Consider the following 26374-nt stretch of genomic DNA (forward strand, 5'->3'; position numbering starts at 1 on the left):
CCGCGTCGCGGAGATCCGGAAGCAGGACCCCAGCCTTACCCGGCCTGGCCCACACACCCCGTACCAGCAGGAGCACGCGTGACGAGCCCCACCCGCGATTCCGCCCCCACTCCAGGCCCGGCAGCCGGCCCGACACCGCCCCCGGGTTGCCCCGCGCACTCCGGCCAGGCCCCGGCCGGGGGACGGCTCGAGTCGCTGCACGGCCCCGAGTTCGCCGCCGACCCGGCCGCCACCTACGCGCGGCTGCGGGAACACGGGACCATCGCCCCCGTGGAGCTGGCGCCCGGCGTCACCGTCTCGCTCGTCACCGGCTACCGGACCGCGCTGGACATCCTGCGCAGCCCCGAGACGTACTCCAAGGACGCGCGCCACTGGCAGGCCCTCGCCGACGGCACCATCCCCCTGGACAACCCCGTGGTGCCGATGATGATGTACCGGCCGAACGCGCTGTGCAGCGACGGCGAGGCGCATGACCGGCTGCGGTCGGCGATCTCCGACACCCTCGACCGGCTGGACATCCACGCGCTGCACCGCTACGTGGAGCGGAGCGCCGACTTCCTCATCGACCTCTTCGGCCCCAAGGGCGAGGCGGATCTGCTCAAGGAGTACGCCGCCCGGCTCCCCCTGCTCGTCTTCAACCAGCTCTTCGGCTGTCCGCCGGAATTGAGCGACCGGCTCGTCAGGGCGCTCTCGGCGCTCTTCGAGATCACCGAGGACTCCGAGCAGGCCAACACGCTGCTGACGGAGACCCTCTTCGAGCTCGTCGCCCGCAAACGGGCCGCGCCGGGACCGGACATGACGTCCTGGCTGATCGCCCATCCCGCTCAGCTCACCGACGAGGAGCTGGTCCACCAGATCGTCGTCCTCGTCGGCGCGGGTACCCAGCCCCAGCAGAACCTGATCTGCAACGGGCTGTTGCTGCTGCTGTCCGACGAACGGTTCGCGGGCGCTCTGACGGGCGGCACCATGCTGATCGAGGACGCGCTCAACGAGATGCTGTGGAAGGACCCGCCCCTGGCCAACTTCTGCGTCCACTACCCGCGCCGTGACGTGACGGTCGACGGACACCGGCTGGCCAAGGGCGAACCCGTCGTCGTCAGCCTGACGGCCGCCAACAATGACCCGTACCTGCTGGCGAACCGGCGCGGCAACCGCGCCCATCTGGCGTGGAGCGCGGGCCCGCACACCTGCCCCGCGAAGGACCCGGCCCAGGTCATCGCCTCCGTCGCCATCGAGAAACTCCTCGACCGCCTCCCCGACCTCGAACTGGCCGTGCCGGTCGAGCAGTTGGAGTGGCGGCCCGGCCCCTTCCACCGGGCCCTGGCCTCGCTGCCGGTGCGCTTCCCGCGGACCGCCGCCAAGTCCGATGAGGCACTGGCCGAGATGGCCGCCGCGGCGAGCGCGATCGGCGCCGGGGCCGTGCTGGGCACGGCGCCCGCGGCCGCCACACCCGCCGCCGGGGAGAACCCGCCGCAGGACGGTCCCGGTGGGACCGCGTCCGCGCCGGAACCGGACACGGCGGCCACCGCCACGGCAGCCACCGCCACGGCAGCCCCTGGCACGGCAGCGGAACCCGGCGCCGAGCACGAGGCCCGGCGCCGCTGGTGGCAGTCCCTGGCCCAGTGGTGGCGCCGCGGATAGCCGAGAGGCGGCCGATACGACGGCCGACCGGGCGGGCCGGCCGGCCCGTTCGGTCCGGTCGGCCAGGTCGGCCCGGTCAGCCCGGCTGAGCAGGCCCCTCGGTGTGGTGAGAGGGGTCGAAGCGGGTGACGAACCGCCGCTGCCAGGGCGTCTCGACCGCGCGCCGTGAGTAGTGCTCGCGGACGTACGCCACCGCCTCCCGGCCGGGCACCCCGTCCAGCACCGCGAGACAGGCGAGCGCGGTGCCGGTGCGGCCCTGGCCGCCGCCGCAGGCCACCTCGACGCGCTCGGTCCCGGCCCGCTCCCATGCCTCGCGCAGCGCGTCGGCGGCGGCGGGACGGTCCGAGGGCAGCCGGAAGTCCGGCCAGCGCACCCAGCGGTGCTCCCACTCCACCGCCGGTGGGCGGCGGCCCAGCAGATAGAGCGCGAAGGTGGGCAGCAGCCCCTCCGGAAGCGGATGGCGCAGCCCCCGCCCCCGGATGAGCCGGCCCGACGGCAGCCGCAGCACACCCGCCCCCGTGGGCTCCCAGGTATGGGTCATGGGGGCGAGGCTATCGAGAAGCCTTTCTGCCGTGTTCCGGATGCGGAAACCCGCGGCGCGGGCTGAGACGGCGTTATCGGTATCGGATTGCCGGGCCGGTGGGCGACCGCATAGCGTCGCGGCGCATGACACCGACGCTGCGCACCGCGCGCCTGCTGCTCGAGCCGTACCGGCCCGAGGACGAGGACGCCTTCGTGGCGCTGTTCCAGGACCGGCGGGTGTCCCGCTGGATGGGGGACGGGAGGCCCGCCCCGGAAGCCGAGGACCGGGCGCTGTTCGGGCGGGTCTTCACCAAGGTCTACGCCCGGCGGCTGTTCGACGTCTGGGCGGTCCGCGAGGACGGCCGGTACGTCGGCCACGCCGAGATCAAGCCGGCCGAGGCCGTCGGCGGCCACGAGATCGTCTACGCGCTGGTGCCGGAGGCGTGGGGGCGCGGCCTGGGAACGGAACTGGCCGTGGCGGTCGTCGGCCACGGCTTCGGCGCGCTCGGGCTGAACGAGGTGCACGCCACGGTCACGGCGGCCAACGGCGCGTCGCTGGCGCTGCTCACCCGGCTCGGGTTCGCGCACAGCCGCGACATCGAGGAGGACGACGGCACCGTGACGCGCTGCCTCACCCTCGTCCGGGGCGACCGGCAGCGGCGGGCCGGCGAGGGTGGCCGAGGGCGGTCGACAAGTCGCCGCATAAACTGTCCGTAAACTTCATACGCGTCCGATCGGGGGAAGCCGGTGCGATTCCGGCGCTGACCCGCAACCGTGAGCGCGCCCCGCGGGGCGTACGAGCCGGAACACCCGGGCGGGCGCGACGACGCAGGCTCCCGCCGCCGGAGGACCGGCGGCGGCACCGTCGAGGTATGCGGAGCTGAGCCGGGTGCCAGCCGTGTCGCGGAGCGTTCCGCGGGCGGATGGACGGCCGTGCGCGGCTGCGTACGCCCGTTCACCGACCGAGAGGCACCAAGCCATGAACATACGCCGCAGCGTGGCGGCCCTTTCCCTGTGCGCCGCCCTGGGCGTGGCCGCCGCGCCTGCCGCCGTCGCCGACGACGGGTCGGCCGGGCGTCCCGAGGGGCTCTACGGCGCCAAGGACCCGAAGTTCGACGGGGTGTGGCGGCAGTCGCTGGCGCTGCTCGCCCAGGACGCGGTGGGCGTCACCCCGGCGAAGTCGGCCATCGACTGGCTGGCCGGGCAGAGTTGCGCCGACGGCGGTTTCGCGGCGTACCGCGCGGACACCTCGAAGGCGTGCGACCCGAAGAAGGGCGAGTTCACGGACGCGACCTCGGCGGCGGTCCAGGCGCTGGCCGCGGTGGGCGGGCGCGCCGAGGTCGTGGAGAAGGGCATCGGCTGGCTGAAGCGCCACCAGAACGACGACGGCGGCTGGGGCATGAACCCGGGCGGCCCGAGCGACGCCAACTCCACCTCGGCGGCGATCGGCGCCTTGGCCGCCACCGGTCAGGACCCGGCGGAACTGACCTCGGGCTCGGGCGAGGACGGCAAGACCCCGTACGACGCACTGCTCGGCCTGCAACTGGACTGCTCGGCGAAGGCGGAGGAACGCGGGGCGTTCGCGTACACGGCGGCCAAGGGCAAGCCGGTCGCCAACGAGCTGGCCACCGCGAGCGCCGCACTGGCCGCCCAGGGGAAGGGCTTCGTCTTCGAGACCGTCGGCAAGGACAACGGCGCCGATCCCGAGCCGCTGAGCTGCACGAATGGAAAATCGGACGGAAAGCCGGACGGAAAGGGCAAGGCGGGTACGCCGAAGGCGGCCGCCGAGGCGGCGCTGGCCCATCTGTCCCGCGTCATGTCCGACACCGGCGCGCACCTGAAGTCCGCGCTGCCCGGCGCCGAGGACCAGCCCGACTTCGGTGGCACCGCCGACGCGATCGTGGCACTCGCCGCCGGGGAGCACAGCGCGGTCGCGGGCAAGCCGCTCCAGTGGCTCCAGGGCAAGGACAGCGGCACGGCGGCCTGGGCCAAGGGCGATCCGGGCGCGCTCGCCAAGCTGATCCTCGCGGCCCACGCGGCCGGAGCCGACCCGCACGACTTCGGCGGCGCCGACCTCGTACAGCAGCTGAACGCCACCGGGCCCAAGCCCGAAGCGACGGCCGCGGGCGCGGAGTCGGACGGGGACGGCAAGAGCGAGGAGAAGAAGAAGGACGACAGCGGCGGGATCGGCGGCGTCTGGTGGACCGTAGGGGTCTGCGCGATCGCCGGTGTGGGCATCGGCTTCCTGCTCAGCGGCCGAAAGAAGCAGCAGCTTTGACCCCGCGCACATACCTGGCCCCGACCTCCCGCGCGTACACGGCCTTGACCCAGCGCACCCGCGCGGCGTGGTTCCGGTACGCCCTCACGGCACGGGCACGGCGCCCCCGCACGGCCTCGGCCCCACGCACCCGCGCGCCCTTCACCCCCCGCACCCGCGTGGCCCGGTTGCTGCTGCCCGTCCTCGTCCTGTGCGCGGTGCTCGGCGCCGCCCCCGCGCAGGCCGTCGACGGGTATCGCTACTGGTCGTTCTGGCAGCGGGGCGGGGACCGTGGCGGCTGGACCTATGCCGTCCAGGGGCCCTCGTCGGCGCGGCCCGGCGACGGCGACACGATCGGTTTCCGGTTCGCGGTCAGCGAGGACTCCGACGACGCCACCCGGCCGCGCGGCACGGCCGACTTCGCCGCCGTCTGCGCCGGCACCCCGGCCAAGGGCGGTACCAAACGGGTCGCGGTGGTCCTCGACTTCGGCACGGCCGCCGACGCGCCGGACCACCGGACCCCGCCCGCGCCCCGTACGGAGTGCGCCCGGGTCGGCGAGGACGCGACCGCCGGGGAGGCGCTCGCGGCGGTCGCGAAGCCGCTGCGCTACAACTCCGCCGCGCTGCTGTGCGCCATCGCCGGATATCCGGAGTCGGGTTGCGGTGAGAAGGTGAGCAGCTCCGTGGACGCCCACGCCGTCCCGAAGGGCGACGGCGACACGGCGGACGGCGACTCGGGCCCCTCCGCCGGGCTGATCGGCGGGCTGGCCGCCGTGGTCCTGCTCGGCGCCGCGGCGGTGTGGCAGGCGCGCCGCCGTCGCGCATGAGGACCCGGATGAGTGCGCGGGCGAGCGCGTGGGCGCGGAGGGGCACGCGGATGACCGCCACGCCACCGCGCACCGTGCACGGAACCGCCACGCCACGCCGCTCCGGCGCCCGCCCCGGCTCCCGTCCCGGCTCCCCGCGCAGCGGCGGCGCGCTGCACGCCGGGGCCTGGTGGCTGTGGGCGCTCGGGCTGGCCACGGCCGCGTCCCGGACCACCAATCCGCTGCTGCTCGGCCTGCTGATCGCGGTCGCGGGCTATGTGGTGGCCGTGCGCCGTACGGACGCCCCGTGGGCCCGCTCGTACACCGCGTTCCTCAAGCTCGGTCTCGTGGTGCTGGCCATCCGGCTGTTCTTCGCGGTCTTCTTCGGCTCGCCGATCCCCGGTACGCGGGTGCTCCTCACCCTCCCCGAAGTCCCGCTCCCCCACTGGGCGCAGGGCGTGCGGATCGGCGGCCGGGTGTCGGCCGAGGGGCTGGTGTTCGCGCTGTACGACGGGCTGCGGCTGGCCGCCCTGCTGATCTGCGTCGGCGCCGCGAACGCGCTCGCCAGCCCGGCGCGGCTGCTCAAGTCGCTGCCCGGCGCGCTGTACGAGGCCGGGGTCGCGGTCGTGGTGGCGATGACCTTCGCCCCCCATCTGGTGGCGGACGTCCAGCGGTTGCGCTCCGCCCGCCGGCTGCGCGGCCGCCCCGACCGCGGGGTGAAGGCGCTGCTGCGGGTCGGACTGCCGGTGCTGGAGGGCGCGCTGGAGCGGTCGGTGGCCCTGGCGGCGGCGATGGACGCGCGCGGCTACGGCCGTACCGCCCAGGTCCCGCCCGCCGTCGCCCGTACCACCACCGCGCTGACCCTGGGCGGGCTGCTCGGCGTCTGCTGCGGTACGTACGGCCTGCTCGCGGCCGAGGGCGCGGGCTACGGTCTGCCGCTGCTGCTGGCCGGGCTCGCCGCCGCGCTCGGCGGACTGTGGCTGGGCGGCCGCCGCACGGTGCGCAGCCGCTACCGCCCGGACCGCTGGGGTGTGCGGGCGTGGCTGGTGGCGGGGTCGGGGGCGGCGGTCGCGGCGCTGGTGATCGCTGCCGCCTCGTACGCCCCCCAGGCCCTCCAGCCGTCCGTCGTCCCGCTCACCGCCCCGACGCTGCCGCTGTGGCCGGCGGCGGGCGTACTGCTGGGGCTGCTCCCGGCGGTCGCGGCCCCGGCGCCGCCTCCGGCCCCAGGGCCGGCCCCGGCCCCGGCCCGCGAGCCGGTTCCGGCGGACGGCACCCCCACCGGACCGGCCAGGGGCCAGGGTCGATGGCGCCCGGAACGCGAAACCCCGCCCGGCGGGACCGAGCAAGAGGACGGGCCAAAGGACGAGCAGACGAACGAGCAGAAGAACGAGCGAGCCGAGGCGGGCTCCGAGGAGGAGGCCACGCAGTGATCCGTTTCGAGCAGGTGTCGGTCCACTACGACGGTGCGGCGCGGCCCGCCCTGGCGGGGGTGGACCTGACCGTCCCCGAGGGCGAGCTGTGTCTGCTCGTCGGCCCGTCCGGGGTCGGCAAGTCGACCCTCCTGGGCGCCGTCTCCGGTCTCGTACCGCATTTCACGGGTGGCACCCTGCGGGGCCGGGTCACCGTCGCGGGCCGGGACACCCGTACCCACAAACCCCGCGAACTGGCCGATGTCGTCGGCACCGTGGGGCAGGATCCGCTCGCGCACTTCGTCACCGACACCGTCGAGGACGAACTGGCCTACGGCATGGAGTCCCTCGGCGTCGCGCCCGACACCATGCGCCGCCGGGTCGAGGAGACGCTGGACCTGCTGGGCCTGGCCGAGCTGCGGGACCGCCCCATCGCCACGCTCTCCGGCGGGCAGCGGCAGCGCGTGGCGATCGGCTCGGTGCTCACCACCCACCCCCGCGTCCTGGTCCTGGACGAACCGACCTCCGCGCTCGACCCGGCCGCGGCCGAGGAGGTGCTGGCCGTGTTGCAGCGGCTGGTGCACGACCTGGGCACCACCGTGCTGATGGCCGAGCACCGGCTGGAGCGGGTGGCGCAGTACGCGGACCAGATGATCCTGCTGCCCTCCCCCGGCGCCGCCCCGCTGACCGGCCCACCGGCCGAACTGCTGCCGGTGTCGCCGGTCCAGCCGCCCGTGGTGGCGCTGGGCGGCCTCGCGGGGTGGCCGTCGCCGGTGCCGCTGTCCGTGCGGGACGCGCGCCGCGGGGCGGGCCCGCTGCGGGAGCGGCTGGCACCGCTCGTCCCCCGGTCGGTGGCCGATCCGCCGCCGGGCGAGCCGGTGGCCGAGGTGGCGCGGCTGTCCGTCCGGCACGGCCGGGTCGAGGCGCTGCGCGGGGTGGACCTGGCGGTGCGTCCGGGCGAGACCGTGGCGTTGATGGGGCGCAACGGGGCGGGCAAGTCCACGCTGCTGGCGAGCCTGGTCGGACTGCACGAACCCGCCTCGGGGTCGGTACGGGTCGGCCCCGGCCGGGTCGTACCGCACCGCACCCGCCCCGCCGAACTGCTGCGCCAGGTGGGCCTGGTACCGCAGGAGCCGCGCGATCTGCTCTACGCGGACACGGTGGCCGCCGAATGCGCGGCGGCCGACCAGGACGCGGGCGCGGCCCCCGGCACCTGCCGTGAACTGGTGGGCCGGCTGCTGCCGGAGGTGGCGGACACCGCCCATCCGCGCGATCTGTCGGAGGGGCAGCGGCTGGCGCTGGCCCTGTCCGTCATCCTCACCGCGCGTCCGCCGCTGCTGCTGCTCGACGAGCCGACGCGCGGCCTCGACTACGCGGCGAAGGCGCGCCTGGTGGAGGTGGTACGGGGGCTGGCGGCGGACGGCCACGCGATCGTGCTGGCCACCCACGACGTGGAGCTGGCGGCCGAACTCGCGCACCGCGTCGTCATCCTGGCCGAGGGCGAGGTGGTCGCGGACGGGCCCACGGCAGAGGTCGTGGTGTCATCCCCCGCCTTCGCCCCGCAGGTGGCCAAGGTCCTGGCGCCGCTGCCGTGGCTGACGGTGCGGCAGGTGCGCGAGGCGCTGGAGGGGGCGCCGTGAGCGGGACACCCCTCAGCGGGCCGCACCGGCCCGAGGAGCGGCACGGCGACGAGGCAACGGCCGTACGGGAACAGGACGCACGGAAGCAGGGCGCACGGAAGCAGGACGCACCGAAACAGGCCGCACAGAAGAAGAACACGCAGAAACAGGACACCCAGAAACAGGGTGCGCGCACGCGGACGGCCGCACCCCTGCGAGCCGTACGCCTCGGCCCGCGCTCGGTCGCGGCGCTCGCCCTCGTCTCCGCGATCGGCGTCGTCGCCTTCGGCTGGCCGCTGTTCGCACCGGGCGACTCCGGGATCACCACCCATGCCGCCGACGCCCCCTGGCTGTTCGCCGCGCTGCTTCCGCTGCTGCTGGCCGTGGTGGTGGCGACGATCGCGGACACCGGTCTGGACGCCAAGGCCGTCGCGATGCTCGGGGTGCTGGCGGCGGCGGGGGCGGCGCTGCGGCCGCTGGGCGCGGGGACGGCCGGGATCGAGCCGATGTTCTTCCTGATGGTGCTGTCGGGGCGGGTGCTGGGCCCGGGTTTCGGCTTTGTCCTCGGCGCCGTGTCGATGTTCGCGTCCGCGCTGCTCACCGGCGGGGTGGGGCCGTGGATGCCGTTCCAGATGCTGGCGATGGGCTGGGTGGCGATGGGCGCGGGGCTGCTGCCCGGCGCCGCGCGGCTGCGCGGCCGGGCGGAGTCGCTGCTGCTGGCCGGGTACGGGGCGGTGGCGTCCGTGGCCTATGGAACGGCGATGAACCTCCAGGGCTGGGCCCTGCTGCAGGGCATGGCCTCGGGGATCTCCTATGTCCCCGGCGATCCGCTCGACGAGAACCTGGCCCGCTTCGTGGCGTACTGTCTGGCCACCTCGCTGGGCTGGGACCTGCCGCGCGCCGTGGTCACGATGGTGCTCACCCTCACCCTCGGCGGACCGGTGCTGCGAGCGCTGCGGCGTGCCACGCGCCGGGCCGCGTTCGAGGCGCCGGTGGCGTTCGAGGACAGGTGACCGGGCGGGCCCGGCGCGATGTCCGCGCCGGGCCCGCCCGTCCTGAATCCTGGTCCCTGGTGGCGGGCGTCAGTTCTGGTGGAAGACCCTCGCGTCCCACTGCGCGACCCACCCGCCGTCACCGAAGCTCAGGTTGGCCGTGCACTTGTAGGTGTCGCCGTCGCAGTTCAGGGCGGTCACCGGCACCGGGGCGGCAGCGTCCCGCGGAGCCTTGACCGTCTTCGCCGCCGCGGCCGGCACGGCATTGGCCACGGCCTGGTGGAACACATTGGCGTTCCACTGGGCTACCCACCTGCCGTCCCCGAACTGCAGCCCGGCGGTGCACTTGTAGGTGTCGCCGTCGCAGGTGAGGGTGGTGACCGGGACCGGGGCGGCGGCGCTCAGCGGTGCGTCCGACGACCGGGCGGCCCGCTGATCGCTTGCCGCGCTCTGGTGGAACACGTTCACATTCCACTCCGCGACCCACCTGCCATCGCCGAAGCTCAGGTTGGCCGTACATGTGTAGGTGTCGCCGTCGCAGTTGAGGCTGGTCACGGGGACGGGCGCGGCGTTGGCCGCCGGGGCGACCGCCGTGGCGGCCAGGGCCAGGGCGCCCAGCCCCAGGAATGTACCGGTGAGCATGCGGTGAGCTGACATGTCGTCGCTTCCCTTCGACTCCGGCCACGGAAGGTGTACTTCATCGAAAAACCACCTCAAGCGGCCAATCTGATGACATCCCAGAGATTAGCTGCCCTTAAATACTTTTCATCTGCTCGTACTACATGAACTCATATACGACACAACCCCCGTTACGGCGAGGGCGGTCACCATGGATTGACGATTCCGGGCATATGAAAAAGGGCGGCACCCCAAGGGGTGCCGCCGAGGAATCGTTACCGCCGAAATCCAACCCGGGATTCCGGTCAATCAGCGCTCGGCTATCACTACAGCCGCTGCAGGATCGTGCCCGTGGCCAGGCCGCCGCCCGCGCACATGGTGATCAGCGCGAACTCCTTGTCCGCGCGCTCCAGTTCATGCAGCGCCGTGGTGATCAGGCGGGCCCCGGTGGCGCCCACCGGATGTCCCAGCGCGATCGCGCCGCCGTTCACGTTCACCTTCTCCAGGTCCTGTTCGAAGACCTGGGCCCAGGACAGGACCACCGAGGCGAACGCCTCGTTGATCTCGACCAGGTCGATGTCCTTCAGGGTCATCCCGGCCTTGCCGAGGACCGCCTTCGTCGCGTCGATCGGCCCGTCCAGGTGGTAGTGCGGATCGGTGCCGACCAGGGCCTGTGCCACGATGCGGGCGCGGGGGCGGAGTTTGAGGGCGCGGGCCATCCGCTTGGAGGACCAGAGCACCGCGCACGCGCCGTCGGAGATCTGGGAGGAGTTGCCGGCGGTGTGCACGGCGGTGGGCATGATGGGCTTGAGCCCGCTCAGCGCCTCCATGCTGGTGTCGCGCAGCCCCTCGTCCCGGTCGACGGCCCGCCACATGCCCTGTCCGGCCGTCTGTTCCTCGTCGGTCGTGGGCACCTGCACCGCGAAGGTCTCGCGCTTGAACCGCTCCTCCGCCCAGGCCCGTGCCGCCCGCTCCTGGGAGGCCAGTCCGAGCGCGTCCACGTGCTCGCGGGTCAGGCCGCGGTTGCGGGCGATGCGCTCGGCCGCCTGGAACTGATTGGGCAGGTCCACGTTCCACTCCTCCGGGAACGGTTTGCCCGGCCCGTGTTTGGAGCCGCTGCCCAGCGGCACCCGCGACATGGCCTCGACCCCGCAGCCGATGCCGATGTCGATGACGCCGGTGGCGACCATGTTGGCCACCATATGATTGGCCTGCTGCGAGGAGCCGCACTGACAGTCCACCGTCGTCGCCGCGGTTTCGTACGGCAGCCCCATGGCCAGCCAGGCGGTCCGCGCGGGGTTCATCGACTGCTCCCCGGCGTGGGTGACCGTGCCGCCGACGATCTGTTCGACGCAGTCGGGCTGGATGCCGGTGCGGGCGAGGAGTTCGCGGTAGGTCTCGCCGAGCAGATAGGCGGGGTGGAGGTTGGCGAGCGCGCCTCCGCGCTTGCCGATGGGGGTGCGTACGGCTTCGACGATGACGGGTTCCGCGGCCATGGCTGTCTCGTCCTCTCCTCGCGTCCGCGGGGCTCCCGGCAGCGCCCGCGCCAGAACTAGTACGCGTTCTAGTTCTCCCGCTCAGTCTGCTGAGGCCCGACCCGGCGGCGCAAGGGTCGTGCAGGGGTTGCGCGGACCGCGAGCGGCCTCGCCCCGCCGCAACAATGGCCGCCTTTTCTCTTGCCACTTGTAGAACCCGTTACTACGTTGCGGACACTTCTGATAGGCCGTCAGATCCGTTAGATCTCTGGAGTGGCCGATGTCCTGTCCAGCGCTCCCCGAAGGCTTTGACCTCACCGACCCCGACCTCCACCAGCATCGGGTGCCACTCCCGGAGCTCGCCCGGCTGCGGCGGACCGCCCCGGTGTGCTGGATACCCCAGCCGCACGGCGTCGCGGGCTTCGACGACGACGGGTACTGGGCCGTCACCCGCCACGCCGACGTCAAGGAGGTCTCCACCCGGCCGGAGACCTTCTCCTCCCACGCCAACACCGCGATCATCCGCTTCAACGAGCACATCCAGCGCGACCAGATCGACGTCCAGAAGCTGATCATGCTCAATATGGACCCGCCCGAGCACACCCGGGTCCGCCAGATCGTCCAGCGCGGCTTCACCCCACGCGCCATCCGCGCCCTCGAGGACGCCCTGCGCGACCGCGCCGAACGCATCGTGGCCGGGGCCAGGGAGGGCGGCAGCGGGGACTTCGTCACCGATGTCGCCTGCGAACTGCCGCTCCAGGCGATCGCCGAGCTGATCGGCATCCCCCAGCAGGACCGGTCCAAGATCTTCGACTGGTCCAACAAGATGGTCGCGTACGACGATCCGGAACTGGCCATCACCGAGGAGATCGGCGCCGAGTCGGCCATGGAACTGATCTCGTACGCGATGAACCTCGCCGCCGACCGCAAGGCGTGCCCGGCCAAGGACATCGTCAGCCGGCTGGTGGCCGCCGAGGACGAGGGCAACCTGGGCTCGGACGAGTTCGGCTTCTTCGTCCTGCTGCTCGCCGTCGCCGGCAACGAGACCACGCGCAACGCCATCAGCCACGGGATGCACGCCTTCCTCACCCACCCCGGCCAGTGGGAGCTGTTCAAGGACGAGCGCCCCGCCACCGCCGCCGACGAGATCGTGCGCTGGGCCACCCCCGTGATGTCCTTCCAGCGCACCGCCACCCAGGACACCGAACTCGGCGGACAGCGCATCGAGGCGGGCCGGCGGGTCGGCGTCTTCTACTCCTCCGCCAACAACGACCCCGAGGTCTTCGACCGCCCGGAGGTCTTCGACATCACCCGCGACCCCAACCCCCATCTCGGCTTCGGAGGCGGCGGACCGCACTTCTGCCTCGGCAAGAGCCTGGCGGAGCTGGAGATCCGGCTGATCTTCGAGGCCATCGCGGACACCCTCCCGGACATCCGGCTCACCGGTGAGCCCCGGCGGCTGCGCTCGGCCTGGTTGAACGGGATCAAGGAGATGCGGGTGTCCTACTCACCGTCCTGACCCCGCGACCACACCGTCCTGACCCCGCGACGCCGCTACTTGAACGGCACGTTGACGCACGCCACCCGGGCGCCGGCCTCCCCGGCCTTGCCCGACGTGGTGCCCGTCGCATGCTTGTGGATCACCACCGAGCGGGCCTCCCCGGACCTGAAGTGCCACTTCACCCACGCCTTGGCGTAACCCTTGCCGGAGCCGTTGGTGGTGACGTCCAGCCACACCTCGTTGTGCCGATTGGCGTACTTCGGATTGGTCGAGGGCTGCTTGGGATCCTTCTTGTTCTGGTAGTGCGGCCCCGACGCGTCGGGCTTGGTGCCGCACGCCTTCGTATGGACATGGATCCCGAAGTGGTGGTCGGCCGCGACGCCCCGCAGGCTGAGGAAGATGAACGTGCCACTGTGCATCTTGTAGTGGCCGCCGTGCATGTTCTTCTCGTGCTGCTCCATGCCCTTGCCACCCAGCCGCAGCTCCGCGACGAACGCCGTCGCGGTCGTCGGCACCAGCGACTTGTCGTAGGTCACCGCACCGGCGCTCTTCGCCTGCGACGCCGGCTGGAAGTTGTCGTGGACGAAGACGAAGGGGCGCGGCGGCGCGGCGACCGCGGGGGTCGCGATGGCCATCGAGGCGGCCATCGCCACCGCCGCTGTTGCTGCCTTCACCAGGGACATCCTTGATCCCTCCTCGGTCGGGGCCCCCGCTCCCCGTCTCGATTCCCGAATTACCCCGTCTGGGCCGTTTCCGCCCCTTTTCACCACGCTAGACCCGCCGGTCATGCCTCTCAACGCGAGGCGTCAGCCGCTCCGCGCCCGCCGTTTCCGCGGGCTCGGCCTCGTCGTGCTTTCCGCCGCGCTGCCGTACCAGCCCCGGCACCAGCTCCCGGGCCCGGGTGACCGCGGCGCCCACCGCCGCCGACAGCGGCGGTGCCTCCTCGTGCGGGCGCTTGCCCACGCCGAGCAGCAGGTACTGGAGCCCGAACCCGGCCGAGACGATGGCCGCGCCGCCGATCGCGTCCAGCACATAGTGGTTGGCGGTGCCCACGATGACGGCCGTCGTCAGCAGCGGGTACAGGATGCCGAGCGCCTTCGCCCATACGTACGGCGCCACGATCGCGATGACCACCCCGCACCACAGCGACCACCCCACATGCAGCGACGGCATGGCCGCGTACTGGTTGGACAGCTTGGTGAGCGCGCCGAAGTCCGGGTTGTTCAGGTCCTGCGGGCCGTGCGCGGTGTCCACGTACCCCAGGCCCATCAGCCGCGGCGGGGCCAGCGGGTAGAGCCAGAAGCCGACCAGGGCGAGCAGCGTGGCGAAGGCCAGCGGGGTACGGGCCCAGCGGTAGGTCGCCGGGCGGCGCAGATACAGCCAGGCCAGCAGGGACAGCGGAATCAGGAAGTGGAAGGTGCTGTAGTACCAGTTCATGAAGTGCTTGAGCCCCGAGGTGTCCGCCACGATGGCGTTGAACCAGTGCTCGATGTCGATGTGCAGCCAGCCCTCGAGGGAGAGCACCTGGTGGCCATGGCCCTCGGCCACGCTGCGCTCGTCCGGGGCGTGGCCGCGGATCCAGGAGTAGGCGAAGTAGCCGACGCGGATCAGCATCAGCTCGAGCATCAGATTCGGGCGGGACAGCGGCCGCTTGACGAACCTCAGCAACGGCACCCAGGCGAAGCGGCCCTTGGCCGGTTCGGCGACCGGGGTCGGCTCGGGATCGTCCCAGTGCGGCGAGGTACGGGAGAGGAACGGCACCACACAGGCGGCGGCGAGCGCGGCCAGCAGCGGCGCGTTGTAGCCGATATGGCCGAGGATCTCGATGTCGGGCAGCAGGGCGGTACGGCTGAGCGACATCGCCAGCACCACCAGCACCGGCCACACCAGCCGGTCCGAGGCGCGCCGGCCCACCCGGCCGACCACGGCCAGCAGAATCCACAGCTGCTGGTGCTGCCAGGAGGTGGGCGAGACCGCGAGCGCCACGCTGCCGGTGATGGCGGCGGCGAGAAGCGGCTGCCCGTCCCTCGCGTAGCGCACCGCGCGGCGCAGGCCGATCACGGCGACCGCGACCGCGAGCACGGCCAGCAGCACCAGCTCGGCCGGGCCTTCGAGGCCGATGCGCAGCAGCAGCCCGTGCAGCGACTGGTTGGCCAGGCTGTCGGCGGGCGCGCCGAGCCCGGCGCCGCCGATGTGGTGCACCCAGTACGTCCACGAGTCGTGCGGCATCGCCGCCCAGGCGAGCGCGGAGCAGGCGGCGAAGGTCGCGCCCGCCAGGGCCGCGGCCCGGCGCCGTCCGATGCACCACAGCACGACGGCGAACAGCAGCAGCGCGGGCTGGAGCGCCGCGGCCACGCCGATGAGCACCCCGGTCTGCCGTCCGGAGGTCCTGGGCAGCACGGTGAGGACGACCAGCAGTACCGGGATGATGCTGGTCTGGCCGAGGGTGAAGGTGTTGCGCACCGGAAGCGAGAGCACCAGCAGGCTGATGGCCAGGGGGGCGGCGATCAGCGAGGTGCGGCGGGAGACCGGACCGGGCAGCGCGCGGGCCACGACCAGCCCGAGGACCACGACCAGCAGCAGGGTGCCGAAGGTCCAGGCGACGCCGAGGCTCTGTTCGGCGGCCCGGGTCAGCGGCTTGAGGACGAGCCCGGAGAACGGGGTTCCGGTGAACGAGTCCCCGTCGTACAGCGACCCTCTGACGTGCAGTACGCCCTGGTCGCCGAGCCAGGTCTCCAGGTCGGTCAGCCGCTCGCCCGGCGGCCTCCGCAGCACCGCGGCCGCCTGACGGACGGCCAGCAATCCCGCCAGGAGCCACAGGGCCGCGAGTCCCATTCTGATCCGTGGCGTCCGCGCCCCGACCGCACCGGGGGCCGGCCCCGTGTCCGGGGTGCGCCCCAGTCCGCTCCGCTCCACGTTCGCCACGCCGTGCCGCTCCCCCACTTGCCGTCTTCACCTGTCCCGGATGTCTGAGACCCTACTGAGCCCACTACTCAGACGCCGCACACCCCCACGTCACCTGACTGTCGTCGGCGGTTGGCCGAAAGATGTCAGGCTTTGGCAGGGTGCTTGCGCTCCGCGTGCGTCCGTACGGTCCGGGCCAATTTCATCAGGGCTGCGGGGTGCGCCGCGAATCGGGACCGGCCGCGCGCTGGAACGCCCCCGGCGTCACCCCGAAGCACCGCACGAACCACCGGTGGAAATGGCTCTGGTCGGCGAACCCCGCCTGGGCCGCGGCCTCGGCCGCGCTACGGCCCGCGACCAGCAGCCCACGCGCCCGGCGCAGCCGGAGCTGGCGCTGGAAGTCGCTCGGCGCCATTCCGTACGTGGCGCGGAACGCCCGGTAGAGCGCGTACCGGCTGCATCCGGCGGCCTCCGCGAGCCGCGCCGCCGGGATCTCCTCCGCGTACGCCTCCTCCAGCAGCGCGCGGGCACGCAGCGCGGCCCGCGCCTGCCCGCCGCCCCCGGCCGGAAGCGCTCGGGCGCGCAGCGGGCCGGTGGACCCGCGCCGCACCATCGCCCCGACGGCGGCGGTCAGCCGCTCGTCCCGCACCAGCGGTCCGGCGCCGTCGACCAGGGCGGTGTGCAGCCGCAGCAGGGCGCGGGCCAGCACCGGATCGCTGACCACGGGCTGATCGAACAGCGGCAACGCCGCCCGGTGGTCCGCGACATCGGCCACATCGGCGAGAACGTTCCGCACCACATCGGGACCTATGTGGACGATCCGGTACTTGTACCCGAGCTCGGCGGCCGCCTCCCCGTCATGCGGATCGTCGGGGTTGAAGACCATCACCATCCCCGCCCCGCTGGTGCGCAGCGCACCCCGGCACCGGAAGCGCTGGGCGCCGATCTCGGTGACGGCGAAGGAGTAGGCGTCGTGGCTGTGCGGATGGAAGCGATGGCTGAAGAAGTGCGCGTGCATGGCCTCCACGGGCCGGTCGGGATCGCGCCAGTACCGGGCCCAGTCCTCCTGGCCCCGCGCTCCCTCTCCGACCGCACCGACGGCACCGACCGCTCGCACAGCTCCATTGTGCCGTCCCGCACCAGCGTTCAAGACCGCAGGTCACGACCGTGGCGAGGATGGGTCCATGCGTTTCGACACCAAGATCGCCGTCATCGTCCGCACCGACCTCGCCGACTGGCAGAAGCTGAACGTCACCGCCTTCCTCGCGAGCGGTCTGGCCCACGCCACGGACGAGATCGTCGGCAAGCCGTACGAGGACGCCTCGGGCAACGCCTACCTCCCGATGTTCCGCGAGCCGGTCCTCGTCTACGCCGCCGACGCCGCCGCCCTCACCCGCACCCACGCCCGAGCCCTCTCCCGCTCCCTGCCAACGGCCCTCTACACCGAAGAGCTGTTCGGCACCGACAACGAGGACGACAACCGCGCGACGGTCCGGGCCGTCGAGGCCGACGCGCTGAACCTGGTGGGCCTGGCGGTCTACGGACCGCGCGGCCAGGTGGACAAGGTGACCAAGGGCCTGAAGCTGCACGGCTGAGGGGGCCGCCGGGCCGACGCCGGGCCGACGAGCCGCGGCAAAGTGAGCGCTGTACGGCTCCCGACCGCCGGGCGCGCAACACCGGTACGGGCCGCGCAACACCGCGGCGCCGCGCGCGGGCCGCAGCACAGGCCCGGACGCCCTCCGACAGGACCACGACAGCGGCACGACAGCGGTACGAGAGTGCCCCTCTGCAGGCTTGTCCCCAAGCGACACCGAGCGATGCGCTCGACCGAGTGCACGCGGACGCCGACAGAAGGGAAAACTCATGCAACTGGTCAACGCGGTGAAGAGCCGGACGAGCGGACGGTGGAAGCGCGCGGTTCTTCCCGTCGCGGCGCTCGCCGCCATCGCGGCCTATGGCCCGTTCGCTCCCCAGGCTCAGGCCGCACCCGCCCTCAAGGACCCCTGCGGGTTCTTCGAGACCTCCACCGACGCCTACTACAACCACTGCACGACCGACAACTCACATATCGTGATCGAGATCGACGACTGGTTCACCAACACTGAGATGTGTGTGGGCCCAGGGGTGACCTGGATCGGGGCGGCCGGAGATGTCGACGGCGCCTGGTACACCGGGCGCACCTGCTGATCCCCATTCCGGAGATCGAGATGCCGGCGGCCGTGGTGTCGCCGGCATCGGCGCGGCCCCACGCCGCTCGGACCGGCGTCGGCAAGGGTGCGGACACCCGCGGCCAGGCATCGTCACCCGTCCGAAATTCAGTGGAACCGCACTCCCGTGCGCCGCTACCGTGCTCCCGCCCACCGTCACCCCGTGAAGGACATGCCGATGTACACCAAGTGAGACCCCCCAAGCGCTGATCCGTCGCGCGTCGCACCTGTGCGCCGTGCTCCTTTCCGCTGCGGTCTTCTCACTGAAACCGGTGTATCTCTGTGTCCAAGAACTGGGTGGTCGTGCCCACCTGCCCGCTGATCGTCCGTTACGACAACGACCCCGGCCCGGTCGCCGTACGGCGCCGCGACGCGGGCCGCCCGATCCGAACCGAGCGGCCGGCCTGGCAGTCGCCCTACGGTCCGCCGCCGCGCCGGTCACACCGTGGCCGGTGGGTGCCTGTGCCGGGGTGGACCGGCTCTCGGCCCGCTGCGCGGCATGGACACCTGTGCGGCCGGTGCGGCTGATCGCAGGCCGGACGGGCCCTGGCGTCATAGTCCGCGGCCTTCCTGGTGATGCGGCAGGATGGTGGGCATGAGCATCGTGAAGATCAATGTGCTGACGGTCCCGGACGAGCAGCGCGAGGTGCTGGAGAAGCGCTTCGCGTCGCGGGCCGGGACGGTCGAGAACTCCGACGGCTTCGAGTGGTTCGAGCTGCTGCGCCCGGTCGAGGGCACCGACCAGTACCTCGTCTATACGCGCTGGCGCAGCGAGGAGGACTTCCAGGCGTGGATGGAGGGCCCCATGAAGGCCGCCCACCAGCGCGGCGGCGAGGACGCCCCCCAGCACAAGCCCGCCGCGTCCGGCTCCACGTTGTGGTCCTTCGAGGTCGTCCAGCAGGCCGCGCCCAAGCAAGGCTGACACAGCCCCTTGCCACCATCGCTAGCCCTCTGGCCAAAGCCAGGGGGCTAGCGGTTTCGTGTTGCGCCCGTTAGACGGCTGCGAGCCCGCCTGCCCGTTGGTTGCACTGTCCGGGGAGGCGGCTCATGCGCCACGGGGATCGCGCCCGCTGAAAGCTGACGCGGCGGCTTCGAGAGCCAAGTGCCACGGATAGTTCTCCGGTCGATGCTGGCCCGGCTCGTTGGGTACGAAACCGCCTTCCCCGTACAGCACACGCACCCCCATCGCGCGGAGCGTGGCAACGCTGGTGTCGAACTGGGTGTGCTGGACGTAGGCGGCGTTGACGCACGGCAGGGCCACGGTGGGGATGCCCTTGCCGATGGCCTCGGCCACGAATCCGACGATGAACTTCTCGGTGATCCCCAGGGCCCACTGGTTGATCGTGTTGAAGGTGGCGGGTGCCAGGACGGCGACATCCGCGGGAGGCCAGGCGTCCGGCTGCCAGGGCAGCTTGTACTGACTGCGCACAGGGTGTCCGGTCAGCTCTTCCAACGCTGGCAGCTCGTCGTCAAGCCAGCGTGCGGCCGTGGGGGTCAATCCGAGGCAGACATCCCAGTCAGCCGTCTGCGCACGTTCGATCACGCCAGTGATGTTCAGCACAGGCGGGGCGGCGCTTCCGAACAGGTAGAGGACACGGTTCGCGGTCATGCGGGCAGTCCACAGTGCGGCACCCTCCCTCCGCAAACCATGCCCGCTTGGGGGGCACATCCCCGTTCACCGTCTTCGGCAGAGGCCGGGCGGGTAGCGTTTCCGTTGAGTGAGTCACGAGGAGGCATGCATGCCGCTCCCCGACGACGAGCACACGGGCGCTCGGATCGCACATCACCGGAAACGGGCTGGGCTGACTCAGCGAGGGTTGGCCCAGAAAGTTCCTTACTCCTACAGCCTGCTGACCCAGGTTGAGTCCGGGCACAAGCCAGCCAGCCCCGACCTGGTGGCCGCTGTGGCTAAAGCACTGTGCATCGACGTCACGGCACTGACCGGCCAGCCCTACGTAACCGAGCTACAGCAGGACCGGTTGGCCGCGCCGGTCCGCCCGATCCGCGAAGCCCTCGACCTTTACGACCTGGGGGCCGATCCGGCGATCACACCGCGCCCCACTCCCAAGCTCGTCGCCGCTGCTCAGGCTTTGTGTCAGCAGGTCCGGGCCACGAAGCTCCATGACGCTGCTCTTGATCTCCCAGGAACTATGGCGGAGATCACTACAGCCGCGTATCGGACGCCGTCATCCGAGTTGTGGGCTGCCCTGTCGAGTACCTACCGCACCGCGCACGACCTGGCCGTGAAGCTGGGCTACTACGACCTGTCCACGGTGGCTCTGGACCGTATGGACTGGGCTGCCTCGCGGGCATCCGATCCGTTGCTGTCCGCAGTGCGCCAGTACATGCGGGCCCTCGTCTACTTCCGAGAGGGTGAGTACACCATCGGCCAGCGGCTCGTAGCATCCGGGCAGGGGCTGTTGGGACAGTCTCCGCACACCCGAGAACGGCATGCCGTTGCCGGACAGCTTCACCTCGGGGCGAGCATCATCGCTGCCCGCGCCCATGACGAAGACGCGGTGAAGAACCACCTCGAAGAGGCCCGGTCCTACGCCAACCGGACAGGCGAAGCAGCGGACGTGCACTGGCTGTCATTCGGCCCCACGAATGTCGCCGTGCATGCGGTGTCGGCTCATGTCGAGATGCGGCACTACGGCGAAGCTCTGCAAGAGGCTGCGAAGGTGCGGATACCGCAGGACTGGGCTGTCTCCCGCGCCGCGCACTTCTACGTGGACCAGGCACGCGCCCAGATGGAAGCGGGGCGCTCTGAAGCGGCCTTGAAATCGATGGTGACCGCGCGGAAGCTGGCGCCGCAGCAGACCAGGTACCACGCGGGCGCTCGCGAGACCATCCGGGGCCTGATCCACTTGTCCCGGCGCACCCCGGACAGCCTGGATCACCTCGCCGCCTGGGTGGGCCTCTGACACTTTCACCGCAGTAGCCCCCGGCTTTCACTCAACTGTGAAAGTTGGGGGCTACGCATGTCACCAGCATGAATACTCAGCCGGTTTTTCATCCGCCACAGGGCCCCGGCGACGCGGGCGTGCGCCCCGGGGCGTGGCCAACCTGAGGAAGCAGGTCGACATGCGGCACTGTATCGGGAGGATCTTCGAACCGTTGATGAAAGTGCTACCACCCGGCCAGGGGCGTCATCACGCGGTTGCGACGCGTCAGCCGATGGACTGCGTCGATACCCAGACGTTGCAGCTGCCTCGTGTGCGCCAGACGCCGAGTGAGCCGGTGCTGCGCGGTGAGGACATGGAGCTTGTCCGGCCGTATCTGGTGGCGCATGAGCGTCAGAAGGCCGTGCCTCCGGTGGAACTGCTGTGCGCTCCGCACGGGATGGCGGTGGTCAGGTGAGCGCGCAACCGCGACTGCTGCCGTGGCCCGGCCCTGCCGGGCAGCCGTGCTACCTGGTGTCGGACGCGGACGGTGAGGGATATCTGTCGCGGCTGGCTGACGAGATGGAAGCGGTTCAGCTCCAGATGGGTGCTGAACTCATCGGTCACGCCCGTCTGCTGCTCCGCGACCGAAAGGCGGACGTGCGAGAACTCCGCTACCTCTCGGACCGTCTGATCGAGGCACTACAAGACGCGCTCCGGATCGCGGAGAGTCGCGGCGGGCGGCTACCGGTGCCTGGCGAGTGCGGGACCGACGGACCGGCTCGAACGGATGAGGAGGCCGAATGAGTGAGGCGTCAGGAGGCTGGCAGGTGGGGCCGGCGCCGGGGCGTGGCCTGTGTCCTGGGAAAGACGGCCGGCTTGAGCTGCCGCTTCGGGTTATCCGGCCCGGTCGCGCGTCCATGGCATCGCTGGTGCTGACGGTGGTGGAGGCAGAGCAGTTGCACGCTGCCTTGTGTTACGCGCTCGGTGGCGAGCCCACGCCTGAGGACGCGCCAGAGTGCCGGAAGCCAGTGCGCTATCCCGGTGGCCGACAACGGTACTGAGGTCCGCCCGGGTTGGAACACGCACAACAACCGACTCGTCGGCGTGGAGTCGGCAGGGGCGCGACTGGTGCCGCTTCGGGCGCGGACGGCTCCGGTGTGGTGCGGTTGGAGCTGCCGGTGGCGGCTGCGCGTGAGGTGGCGATGCTGGCGCGGGTGACGGCGGCCCGGTTACGCGGGGCGAGCTGATCGGGGTGGCCGGTGGCGGGCGTGCGGTGCTGGACCGGCGCGCTGTGGGCACCGCCGCCGGCCGTAGCGGCTTAGGGGCGGGAGCTGTCACGGGGCGAGAGAACAGGGGGCCTTACACTGGCCCGGCGAATCGGGCGGGTCTGTGATCCTGCCCGCGTTTGCGACCGATCGGCCTCCTGTTCTTAGAGGCTCGCCCCGTGGTGGCTGCCTAAAAGCCGCGTAGGCCGTCGGCCCCAGCCACAACGCCCCCGCCCCGGACGGCGGTCGGCCCTTGGCGAGCGCTCGCAGGTGCGCTGATAGGTGCGGGCGGTGGGCGCCCGACGGGACCGGCGGCCACGCCGCAGCCCGGCGGGGCGGCCAGACCGCCCGGCACGCCGCAAGGCGTGCCCTTGAGCAAGTGAAGACAAGTTTCGACAGTTCGCCGGTCGGGGGCTCAGACCGCGCGGGGTTGGCGGTGCTGTCGGTAGGCATCGACGACTGAGATAGCGAGCTGGATGATAGGGCGACCTGTCAAGTGCAATATTCAGGAAAGCGCCAAGATGCTCGCAGTCGGGACGACGCATAGCATGGATCTCCTAGGCATGGCCTTCTCGGGCTCCGTAGGTCCTTCGAAATACATCTAACACCCCTCCCGGGCAGGTGTTGAACGTGTCATTCTTTCTGGCGCTTTTCTCGGGCGCGTTTGGGGCCGTCGCGGGCGCGACCTTGGGAGCACTCCTGTCGCGCTGGTTGGGCCGTGAGCGCCTTTCTCTATCTCTGCTGTCAATAGCGAGAGAAGCCACTCAGCCAGGCACAGGTCTGTCGATCCCTCCAAGCGTTGTGGAGTGGACGCGCAGCTTTCATTGGGGAATGGGGCTACAGCGATTCAGCAACCCGGCTCGAATCGAGGAAGAGATTCGAGCCTGCAGACGATTCACCAACGAGTCTCCCGACGCAAAATCAACCTTGCCCTCTTTGGCTACACAGACAGAACATGCGACCACCCGTGCAGACAAGTTGACGGTAGTAAAGGAACTGATTAAAAAGCCGGTAATAATGAGCATTATAGCTGACGGCCTATACCGAAAGAGAATCCAAATCGGCGACGGCGGCGCGAAAGTCAGGTCAATGCCCGGCTGGAGCCAGGGCGAACTTTTGAATTACACCGTCGAACCAAAAGGAAAAGACAGAATTGAAATCAATTTCATCGTAGATTACGAGACCGAGGGCTGGGATCTTTCGGGGGAGCAGGCTGCACAGAAGCTTGAGGCAACGAAGCGTCTCTTGGTCGCCCTTCAGCGGTTCGACAGGGATGCCATTAAGGCATGTCTGGAATATGCACAAGAGGCAATAGATGAGGATTTCTTTAGGGCTTCAGCGATAGAGCCGCGACTCGAACAAAGTATTAAGCAAGGCCCGCTTCAGGTGGACGCCATTGTCACTAACCGAGGGAGTCAAATCGGCATAGTCAATCGGTATGCTCTTCTTTACGCCAAAGGGGGCTCGCCCCGCGAACTTGACCCCGTACTATTGAAAATCGATAGAGCTATAGGGAGGGACGGCCGTGGGGGCGGGAAACGTGATGATCACTACATATCCGTCGACCCTCATTCCACTAAGAGACTCATAATGACTTCCGAATCCGAGGGGGATAATGCAGAGCGAGTCGAGCAGTTGCGCAAACTGAAGGCCGCTTATGACACCGGAATTCTCGAATGCAAGATTTCCGTTATTGAACAAAGGACGCGCAATCGTCAACGGCGGTTGTGGTCTCCTCCGAAAAGTTTTGGCGCTGATTTGGTTAAGGATCTCAAAAATGCAGCCAAAGACCCGACTGTGCCCACTTCTCGATACCGCCTCTCTAGATACTTCTCCCCTGGTATCTAGGCTCTACATGACGATACTCAGATGGAGTGCAAGCCATGGATTGCGTGAGCGGCGATACGGTAGGCCAATTGTGCGCGGTCGGCGCTGGCACGTAGTTCTTCGAGGATCAGCGGCCGTTCGTTAGTGCCGTGGGTGACGCGGGTGGTGTGGAGGATCGGGGTCGCGTCGGGGACGTCCAGGGTGCTGTGCTCGTCGGGTAGCAGCATGAGCATGCGGGCGCTGACGGTCTCCGGCGCTTCGGCTAGCTGTTCGACCTGGTCGGCGGTGGCGAACGGGATCAGCACGGTGTGCAGGGCGCGGGTTCCGGTGTCGGGGTCGGTCAGCAGCCGTCAACGCCGAAGAGGGCTTCCCCTCGGCGAGTCCGAGCAGTGGACCCGTGATGGCCGGCGTCGCGGTGCGGTAGATGGCGGGGGTCTCTGCCTGCTCCCACGCCCTCAGCGCGGCTGACGGCTGCCCGCTTGTCCCGAGACGCATCGAGCGCACTGGCACGGCGGCCACACCGACGTCTCCAGCGGCCTCAGCGGATCGGTGGACCTGACCACGCGCGTCGGCCCGTAGGTCCTCCCGCTGTCCCGCGACACGCGCATGGTCATCATCGCGCGGCCCGTCACCGGGCTGCCTCACCGTGAAGCAGAGTGTTCGAGTAGGGGGTGGCTGGGTTAGTGTCCGTCACGTCGTCGCTCCCGTTAGCGATGGCCACGCCCCCGGGCCGGTCGCACGGTCGCGGGGGTCCTTGTCTTCGTCCAAGACAACCGCGAAGGAGCGGTCGCGGTTGGTGACCGCATGGTGACCACGCGGTGACACCGCGTACCCTGGCTCCCATGACCAGCGGGGAGTTCGGCCAACGAGTCCGCGATCTGATCCGTGACCGGGGCATGAGCGTGCGAGCGGTTGCCCGTCACCTGAACTACGACCACGCCTATCTGTCCCGCGTGCTCTGCGGGAAACAGCAGCCGTCGAGGCAACTCGTCACGGCGTTGGACAACCTGCTCGAGGCAAATGGGGAACTCTCCGACATCGCGGCACGCGTAACAGCGCCGGCAGATGAGCCGGAAGCTACTGGAACACCGGCCATCGCCGATCGGATTCTCAAACTCAACGAGGCACGCGGAGTCGACTTCGCACAGGCCATCCGGGAGACGTCCCATCGGCTGATCGTCCTGGACAATGAACTCAGCGGGGTATCCATCGCGGAGCCCGCGGGCCGCGCGTTCAAGGTCGTGCATCGGCGGCTCGGAGCCGGAGACTACGACCCTCGGTATGAGCGCGACATTCAGTCGGCCGCGGCGGAACTCGCCGAAGTCGCCGGCTGGGCTCTTTTCGACGCGGAACGAGACGGCGCCGCCCGGCGCTTCAACCAAGAGGCGCTGTTCCTCGCGAATCTCTCGGGGGACCGCTCCATCGCACTGCTGACGCTGCAGAACATGGCGATGCACAGTGAATGGCGTGGCCGGAACCAGGAGGCGCTGTCCATCGCCCGGTCGGTGCTCAACCGTGGACGGCTGTCCCCGCGCGTCGAGGCGATGTTCCGCATGCGTGAAGCGAAGGGACTGGTCGGCACGGGACGTACGTCGGATGCCGTCGAGTCGCTGCGACGCGCCCGGTCGCTCATCGAGCACGGTCACGACGTCGGCGAACCGGACTGGTCATGGTGGTTGACCGACAGGGAAATCGACGGCCACTGGGGTCACACGCTTCAGATCGCGGGTGACGCGAAGAAAGCCATCGAGCGGCTGCTGCAATCCACACAACCAGGGTGTGGCGTCGCGACCGGCTACGCGAGTATGTCATCCACCCGGCTCGCCCAATGCCTGCTGGACGTCCGTGCCTGGCGCGACGCGGAAGACCTCGTCAGGTCCCTGGTCACCGCCGTACCCGGAATCGCGTCGGGGCGGACGCTCCGCCTCATCGGTCAGGTCGCCCAGCAGCGCGAAAGGCTGACCGGTGCACCGTCAAGCCTTACGGATACTCTGGAGCACCTGGCAGAACGGCTCGATGAGGATCCCTTCACGCTATGATCACGTCTTCCCGTTTGACCACAGACGGCTGGGTCTTCGTCGCCGCCGTCACCACCGTCATCTACCTGGTCGCGATGCGCTGGTGCATGCCGACCCCGAAGGCACAGCGGCGCACGTTCCTCGCCCCGCTGGCCGGCTGCGTCTTCCTGATACCCAGCGCGGCGCTAAAAGGCTACTCCGTCTCCTTCACCCTGTATTTGTACAGTTGCGGCCTGTTGATGATGGTCATCATGCTGCTGCCGGTCAGGAAAAGGGTCGCGGCCGACATCGCGGAACAGGAGCAGAAGCCCTGGACCAAGGTGCCTTTCAATACCTTTTCCCTGTACTGGATCGCAGCGTCCTCCACGGGGTGCATCGTGGCGATGCTCCTGCTCTGGCCGCACGTCAGCTAGCGCACACGGAGGACT

25 protein-coding genes and 1 riboswitch are annotated in these 26374 nt (G+C 70.4%); of the genes, 17 read left to right on the forward strand and 8 right to left on the reverse strand.

Annotation, left to right across the window (positions count from 1 at the left end; genetic code table 11):
• Positions 1 to 78: 78 nt before the first annotated feature.
• Positions 79 to 1641 (forward strand): cytochrome P450, encoded by a 1563-nt coding sequence (locus tag PS467_RS13260; RefSeq protein ID WP_311035444.1) that lies wholly within the window; start codon positions 79 to 81, stop codon positions 1639 to 1641.
• A gap of 76 nt (positions 1642 to 1717) precedes the next feature.
• Here the strand turns inward: PS467_RS13260 and PS467_RS13265 are convergent, their stop codons facing one another.
• The gene (locus tag PS467_RS13265) at positions 1718 to 2182 is read right to left on the reverse strand and encodes a protein-tyrosine phosphatase family protein (protein ID WP_311035445.1); all 465 of its coding nucleotides are present in this window, start codon (positions 2180 to 2182) and stop codon (positions 1718 to 1720) included.
• A 125-nt stretch (positions 2183 to 2307) separates the two neighbouring features.
• Here PS467_RS13265 and PS467_RS13270 point away from each other — a divergent pair, with 125 nt between their 5' ends.
• The 6 genes from PS467_RS13270 (at position 2308) to PS467_RS13295 (ending at position 9267) form a co-directional block, all read left to right on the forward strand.
• Positions 2308 to 2880, forward strand: a complete 573-nt coding sequence (locus tag PS467_RS13270) for a GNAT family N-acetyltransferase (RefSeq protein WP_311035446.1) — start codon at positions 2308 to 2310, stop codon at positions 2878 to 2880.
• Positions 2881 to 2900: 20 nt separating this feature from the next.
• Positions 2901 to 2975: riboswitch (cobalamin riboswitch) on the forward strand.
• Positions 2976 to 3142: 167 nt separating this feature from the next.
• Positions 3143 to 4441, forward strand: a complete 1299-nt coding sequence (locus PS467_RS13275; protein WP_311035447.1) for an SCO2321 family membrane protein — start codon at positions 3143 to 3145, stop codon at positions 4439 to 4441.
• 158 nt (positions 4442 to 4599) lie between these two features.
• The gene (locus PS467_RS13280; RefSeq protein ID WP_432280740.1) at positions 4600 to 5247 is read left to right on the forward strand and encodes an SCO2322 family protein; all 648 of its coding nucleotides are present in this window, start codon (positions 4600 to 4602) and stop codon (positions 5245 to 5247) included.
• A gap of 50 nt (positions 5248 to 5297) precedes the next feature.
• Positions 5298 to 6656 carry an energy-coupling factor transporter transmembrane component T gene (locus PS467_RS13285; RefSeq protein WP_311035448.1) on the forward strand — a complete coding sequence of 453 codons (1359 nt, stop codon included), beginning with the start codon at positions 5298 to 5300 and terminating at the stop codon, positions 6654 to 6656.
• On the forward strand, positions 6653 to 8275 hold the full coding sequence (locus PS467_RS13290; RefSeq protein ID WP_311035449.1) for an ABC transporter ATP-binding protein: 1623 nt from the start codon (positions 6653 to 6655) through the stop codon (positions 8273 to 8275). The genes PS467_RS13285 and PS467_RS13290 overlap by 4 nt, the downstream gene beginning before the upstream one ends.
• A 191-nt stretch (positions 8276 to 8466) precedes the next feature.
• Positions 8467 to 9267 (forward strand): ECF transporter S component, encoded by an 801-nt coding sequence (locus PS467_RS13295; protein ID WP_311039842.1) that lies wholly within the window; start codon positions 8467 to 8469, stop codon positions 9265 to 9267.
• A 69-nt stretch (positions 9268 to 9336) separates the two neighbouring features.
• On the opposite strand, the gene PS467_RS13300 is transcribed toward PS467_RS13295, so the two are convergent.
• Positions 9337 to 9903, reverse strand: a complete 567-nt coding sequence (locus PS467_RS13300) for a hypothetical protein (RefSeq protein WP_311035450.1) — start codon at positions 9901 to 9903, stop codon at positions 9337 to 9339.
• A 287-nt stretch (positions 9904 to 10190) separates the two neighbouring features.
• Positions 10191 to 11360, reverse strand: a complete 1170-nt coding sequence (locus PS467_RS13305) for a steroid 3-ketoacyl-CoA thiolase (RefSeq protein WP_311035451.1) — start codon at positions 11358 to 11360, stop codon at positions 10191 to 10193.
• 259 nt (positions 11361 to 11619) lie between these two features.
• On the opposite strand from PS467_RS13305, the gene PS467_RS13310 reads away from it, so the two are divergent.
• Positions 11620 to 12858, forward strand: coding sequence for a cytochrome P450 (locus PS467_RS13310; RefSeq protein ID WP_311035452.1), 1239 nt, complete (start codon positions 11620 to 11622; stop codon positions 12856 to 12858).
• Between the two features lie 35 nt (positions 12859 to 12893).
• On the opposite strand, the gene PS467_RS13315 is transcribed toward PS467_RS13310, so the two are convergent.
• The 3 genes from PS467_RS13315 to PS467_RS13325 form a co-directional block, all read right to left on the reverse strand.
• Positions 12894 to 13523 carry a superoxide dismutase family protein gene (locus PS467_RS13315; RefSeq protein ID WP_311035453.1) on the reverse strand — a complete coding sequence of 210 codons (630 nt, stop codon included), beginning with the start codon at positions 13521 to 13523 and terminating at the stop codon, positions 12894 to 12896.
• Between the two features lie 88 nt (positions 13524 to 13611).
• Positions 13612 to 15675, reverse strand: coding sequence for a bifunctional glycosyltransferase 87/phosphatase PAP2 family protein (locus PS467_RS13320; protein ID WP_311039843.1), 2064 nt, complete (start codon positions 15673 to 15675; stop codon positions 13612 to 13614).
• A gap of 274 nt (positions 15676 to 15949) precedes the next feature.
• Positions 15950 to 16762: a helix-turn-helix domain-containing protein gene (locus tag PS467_RS13325; RefSeq protein WP_311039844.1), complete on the reverse strand. Its 813-nt coding sequence runs from the start codon at positions 16760 to 16762 to the stop codon at positions 15950 to 15952.
• A gap of 166 nt (positions 16763 to 16928) precedes the next feature.
• Between PS467_RS13325 and PS467_RS13330 the strand changes: the two genes are divergently transcribed.
• From PS467_RS13330 to PS467_RS13340, 3 genes are all read left to right on the forward strand, one after another.
• Positions 16929 to 17339 (forward strand): DUF2000 domain-containing protein, encoded by a 411-nt coding sequence (locus PS467_RS13330; protein WP_268971715.1) that lies wholly within the window; start codon positions 16929 to 16931, stop codon positions 17337 to 17339.
• A 268-nt stretch (positions 17340 to 17607) separates the two neighbouring features.
• A complete protein-coding gene (locus PS467_RS13335; RefSeq protein ID WP_311035454.1) occupies positions 17608 to 17931 on the forward strand; it encodes a DUF6355 family natural product biosynthesis protein in 324 nt (107 codons plus the stop codon).
• Positions 17932 to 18546: 615 nt separating this feature from the next.
• On the forward strand, positions 18547 to 18873 hold the full coding sequence (locus PS467_RS13340; RefSeq protein WP_311035455.1) for an antibiotic biosynthesis monooxygenase family protein: 327 nt from the start codon (positions 18547 to 18549) through the stop codon (positions 18871 to 18873).
• A gap of 123 nt (positions 18874 to 18996) precedes the next feature.
• Here PS467_RS13340 and PS467_RS13345 read toward each other — a convergent pair whose 3' ends face one another.
• The gene (locus tag PS467_RS13345) at positions 18997 to 19560 is read right to left on the reverse strand and encodes a flavoprotein (RefSeq protein ID WP_311035456.1); all 564 of its coding nucleotides are present in this window, start codon (positions 19558 to 19560) and stop codon (positions 18997 to 18999) included.
• Between the two features lie 130 nt (positions 19561 to 19690).
• On the opposite strand from PS467_RS13345, the gene PS467_RS13350 reads away from it, so the two are divergent.
• From PS467_RS13350 to PS467_RS13365, 4 genes are all read left to right on the forward strand, one after another.
• Positions 19691 to 20875: a helix-turn-helix domain-containing protein gene (locus PS467_RS13350; protein ID WP_311035457.1), complete on the forward strand. Its 1185-nt coding sequence runs from the start codon at positions 19691 to 19693 to the stop codon at positions 20873 to 20875.
• Between the two features lie 133 nt (positions 20876 to 21008).
• Positions 21009 to 21311, forward strand: a complete 303-nt coding sequence (locus tag PS467_RS13355) for a hypothetical protein (protein WP_311035458.1) — start codon at positions 21009 to 21011, stop codon at positions 21309 to 21311.
• Positions 21308 to 21640: a hypothetical protein gene (locus PS467_RS13360; RefSeq protein WP_311035459.1), complete on the forward strand. Its 333-nt coding sequence runs from the start codon at positions 21308 to 21310 to the stop codon at positions 21638 to 21640. Before PS467_RS13355 ends, PS467_RS13360 begins: the two co-directional genes overlap by 4 nt.
• A gap of 1091 nt (positions 21641 to 22731) precedes the next feature.
• Positions 22732 to 23949, forward strand: coding sequence for a hypothetical protein (locus PS467_RS13365; RefSeq protein ID WP_311035460.1), 1218 nt, complete (start codon positions 22732 to 22734; stop codon positions 23947 to 23949).
• Between the two features lie 17 nt (positions 23950 to 23966).
• On the opposite strand, the gene PS467_RS13370 is transcribed toward PS467_RS13365, so the two are convergent.
• On the reverse strand, positions 23967 to 24233 hold the full coding sequence (locus PS467_RS13370; protein ID WP_311035461.1) for a GntR family transcriptional regulator: 267 nt from the start codon (positions 24231 to 24233) through the stop codon (positions 23967 to 23969).
• Between the two features lie 537 nt (positions 24234 to 24770).
• Here PS467_RS13370 and PS467_RS13375 point away from each other — a divergent pair.
• Both PS467_RS13375 and PS467_RS13380 read left to right on the forward strand, forming a co-directional pair.
• Positions 24771 to 25967, forward strand: coding sequence for a helix-turn-helix domain-containing protein (locus PS467_RS13375; RefSeq protein WP_311035462.1), 1197 nt, complete (start codon positions 24771 to 24773; stop codon positions 25965 to 25967).
• Positions 25964 to 26359 (forward strand): hypothetical protein, encoded by a 396-nt coding sequence (locus PS467_RS13380; RefSeq protein ID WP_311035463.1) that lies wholly within the window; start codon positions 25964 to 25966, stop codon positions 26357 to 26359. The genes PS467_RS13375 and PS467_RS13380 overlap by 4 nt, the downstream gene beginning before the upstream one ends.
• The last annotated feature ends 15 nt before the right edge of the window (positions 26360 to 26374 follow it).

Source organism: Streptomyces luomodiensis (assembly GCF_031679605.1).
Classification (GTDB): Bacteria; Actinomycetota; Actinomycetes; order Streptomycetales; family Streptomycetaceae; genus Streptomyces; species Streptomyces luomodiensis.

Coding starts and splice junctions, on each gene's coding strand:
- PS467_RS13270 (WP_311035446.1), top strand. CDS start 2,308: ATGACACCGACGCTGCGCACCGCGCGCCTGCTGCTCGAGCCGTACCGG.
- PS467_RS13340 (WP_311035455.1), top strand. CDS start 18,547: ATGAGCATCGTGAAGATCAATGTGCTGACGGTCCCGGACGAGCAGCGC.
- PS467_RS13345 (WP_311035456.1), bottom strand. CDS start 19,560: ATGACCGCGAACCGTGTCCTCTACCTGTTCGGAAGCGCCGCCCCGCCT.
- PS467_RS13330 (WP_268971715.1), top strand. CDS start 16,929: ATGCGTTTCGACACCAAGATCGCCGTCATCGTCCGCACCGACCTCGCC.
- PS467_RS13265 (WP_311035445.1), bottom strand. CDS start 2,182: ATGACCCATACCTGGGAGCCCACGGGGGCGGGTGTGCTGCGGCTGCCG.
- PS467_RS13320 (WP_311039843.1), bottom strand. CDS start 15,675: ATGGGACTCGCGGCCCTGTGGCTCCTGGCGGGATTGCTGGCCGTCCGT.
- PS467_RS13310 (WP_311035452.1), top strand. CDS start 11,620: ATGTCCTGTCCAGCGCTCCCCGAAGGCTTTGACCTCACCGACCCCGAC.
- PS467_RS13285 (WP_311035448.1), top strand. CDS start 5,298: ATGACCGCCACGCCACCGCGCACCGTGCACGGAACCGCCACGCCACGC.
- PS467_RS13300 (WP_311035450.1), bottom strand. CDS start 9,903: ATGTCAGCTCACCGCATGCTCACCGGTACATTCCTGGGGCTGGGCGCC.
- PS467_RS13275 (WP_311035447.1), top strand. CDS start 3,143: ATGAACATACGCCGCAGCGTGGCGGCCCTTTCCCTGTGCGCCGCCCTG.
- PS467_RS13325 (WP_311039844.1), bottom strand. CDS start 16,762: ATGCACGCGCACTTCTTCAGCCATCGCTTCCATCCGCACAGCCACGAC.
- PS467_RS13375 (WP_311035462.1), top strand. CDS start 24,771: ATGACCAGCGGGGAGTTCGGCCAACGAGTCCGCGATCTGATCCGTGAC.
- PS467_RS13335 (WP_311035454.1), top strand. CDS start 17,608: ATGCAACTGGTCAACGCGGTGAAGAGCCGGACGAGCGGACGGTGGAAG.
- PS467_RS13350 (WP_311035457.1), top strand. CDS start 19,691: ATGCCGCTCCCCGACGACGAGCACACGGGCGCTCGGATCGCACATCAC.
- PS467_RS13315 (WP_311035453.1), bottom strand. CDS start 13,523: ATGTCCCTGGTGAAGGCAGCAACAGCGGCGGTGGCGATGGCCGCCTCG.
- PS467_RS13305 (WP_311035451.1), bottom strand. CDS start 11,360: ATGGCCGCGGAACCCGTCATCGTCGAAGCCGTACGCACCCCCATCGGC.
- PS467_RS13380 (WP_311035463.1), top strand. CDS start 25,964: ATGATCACGTCTTCCCGTTTGACCACAGACGGCTGGGTCTTCGTCGCC.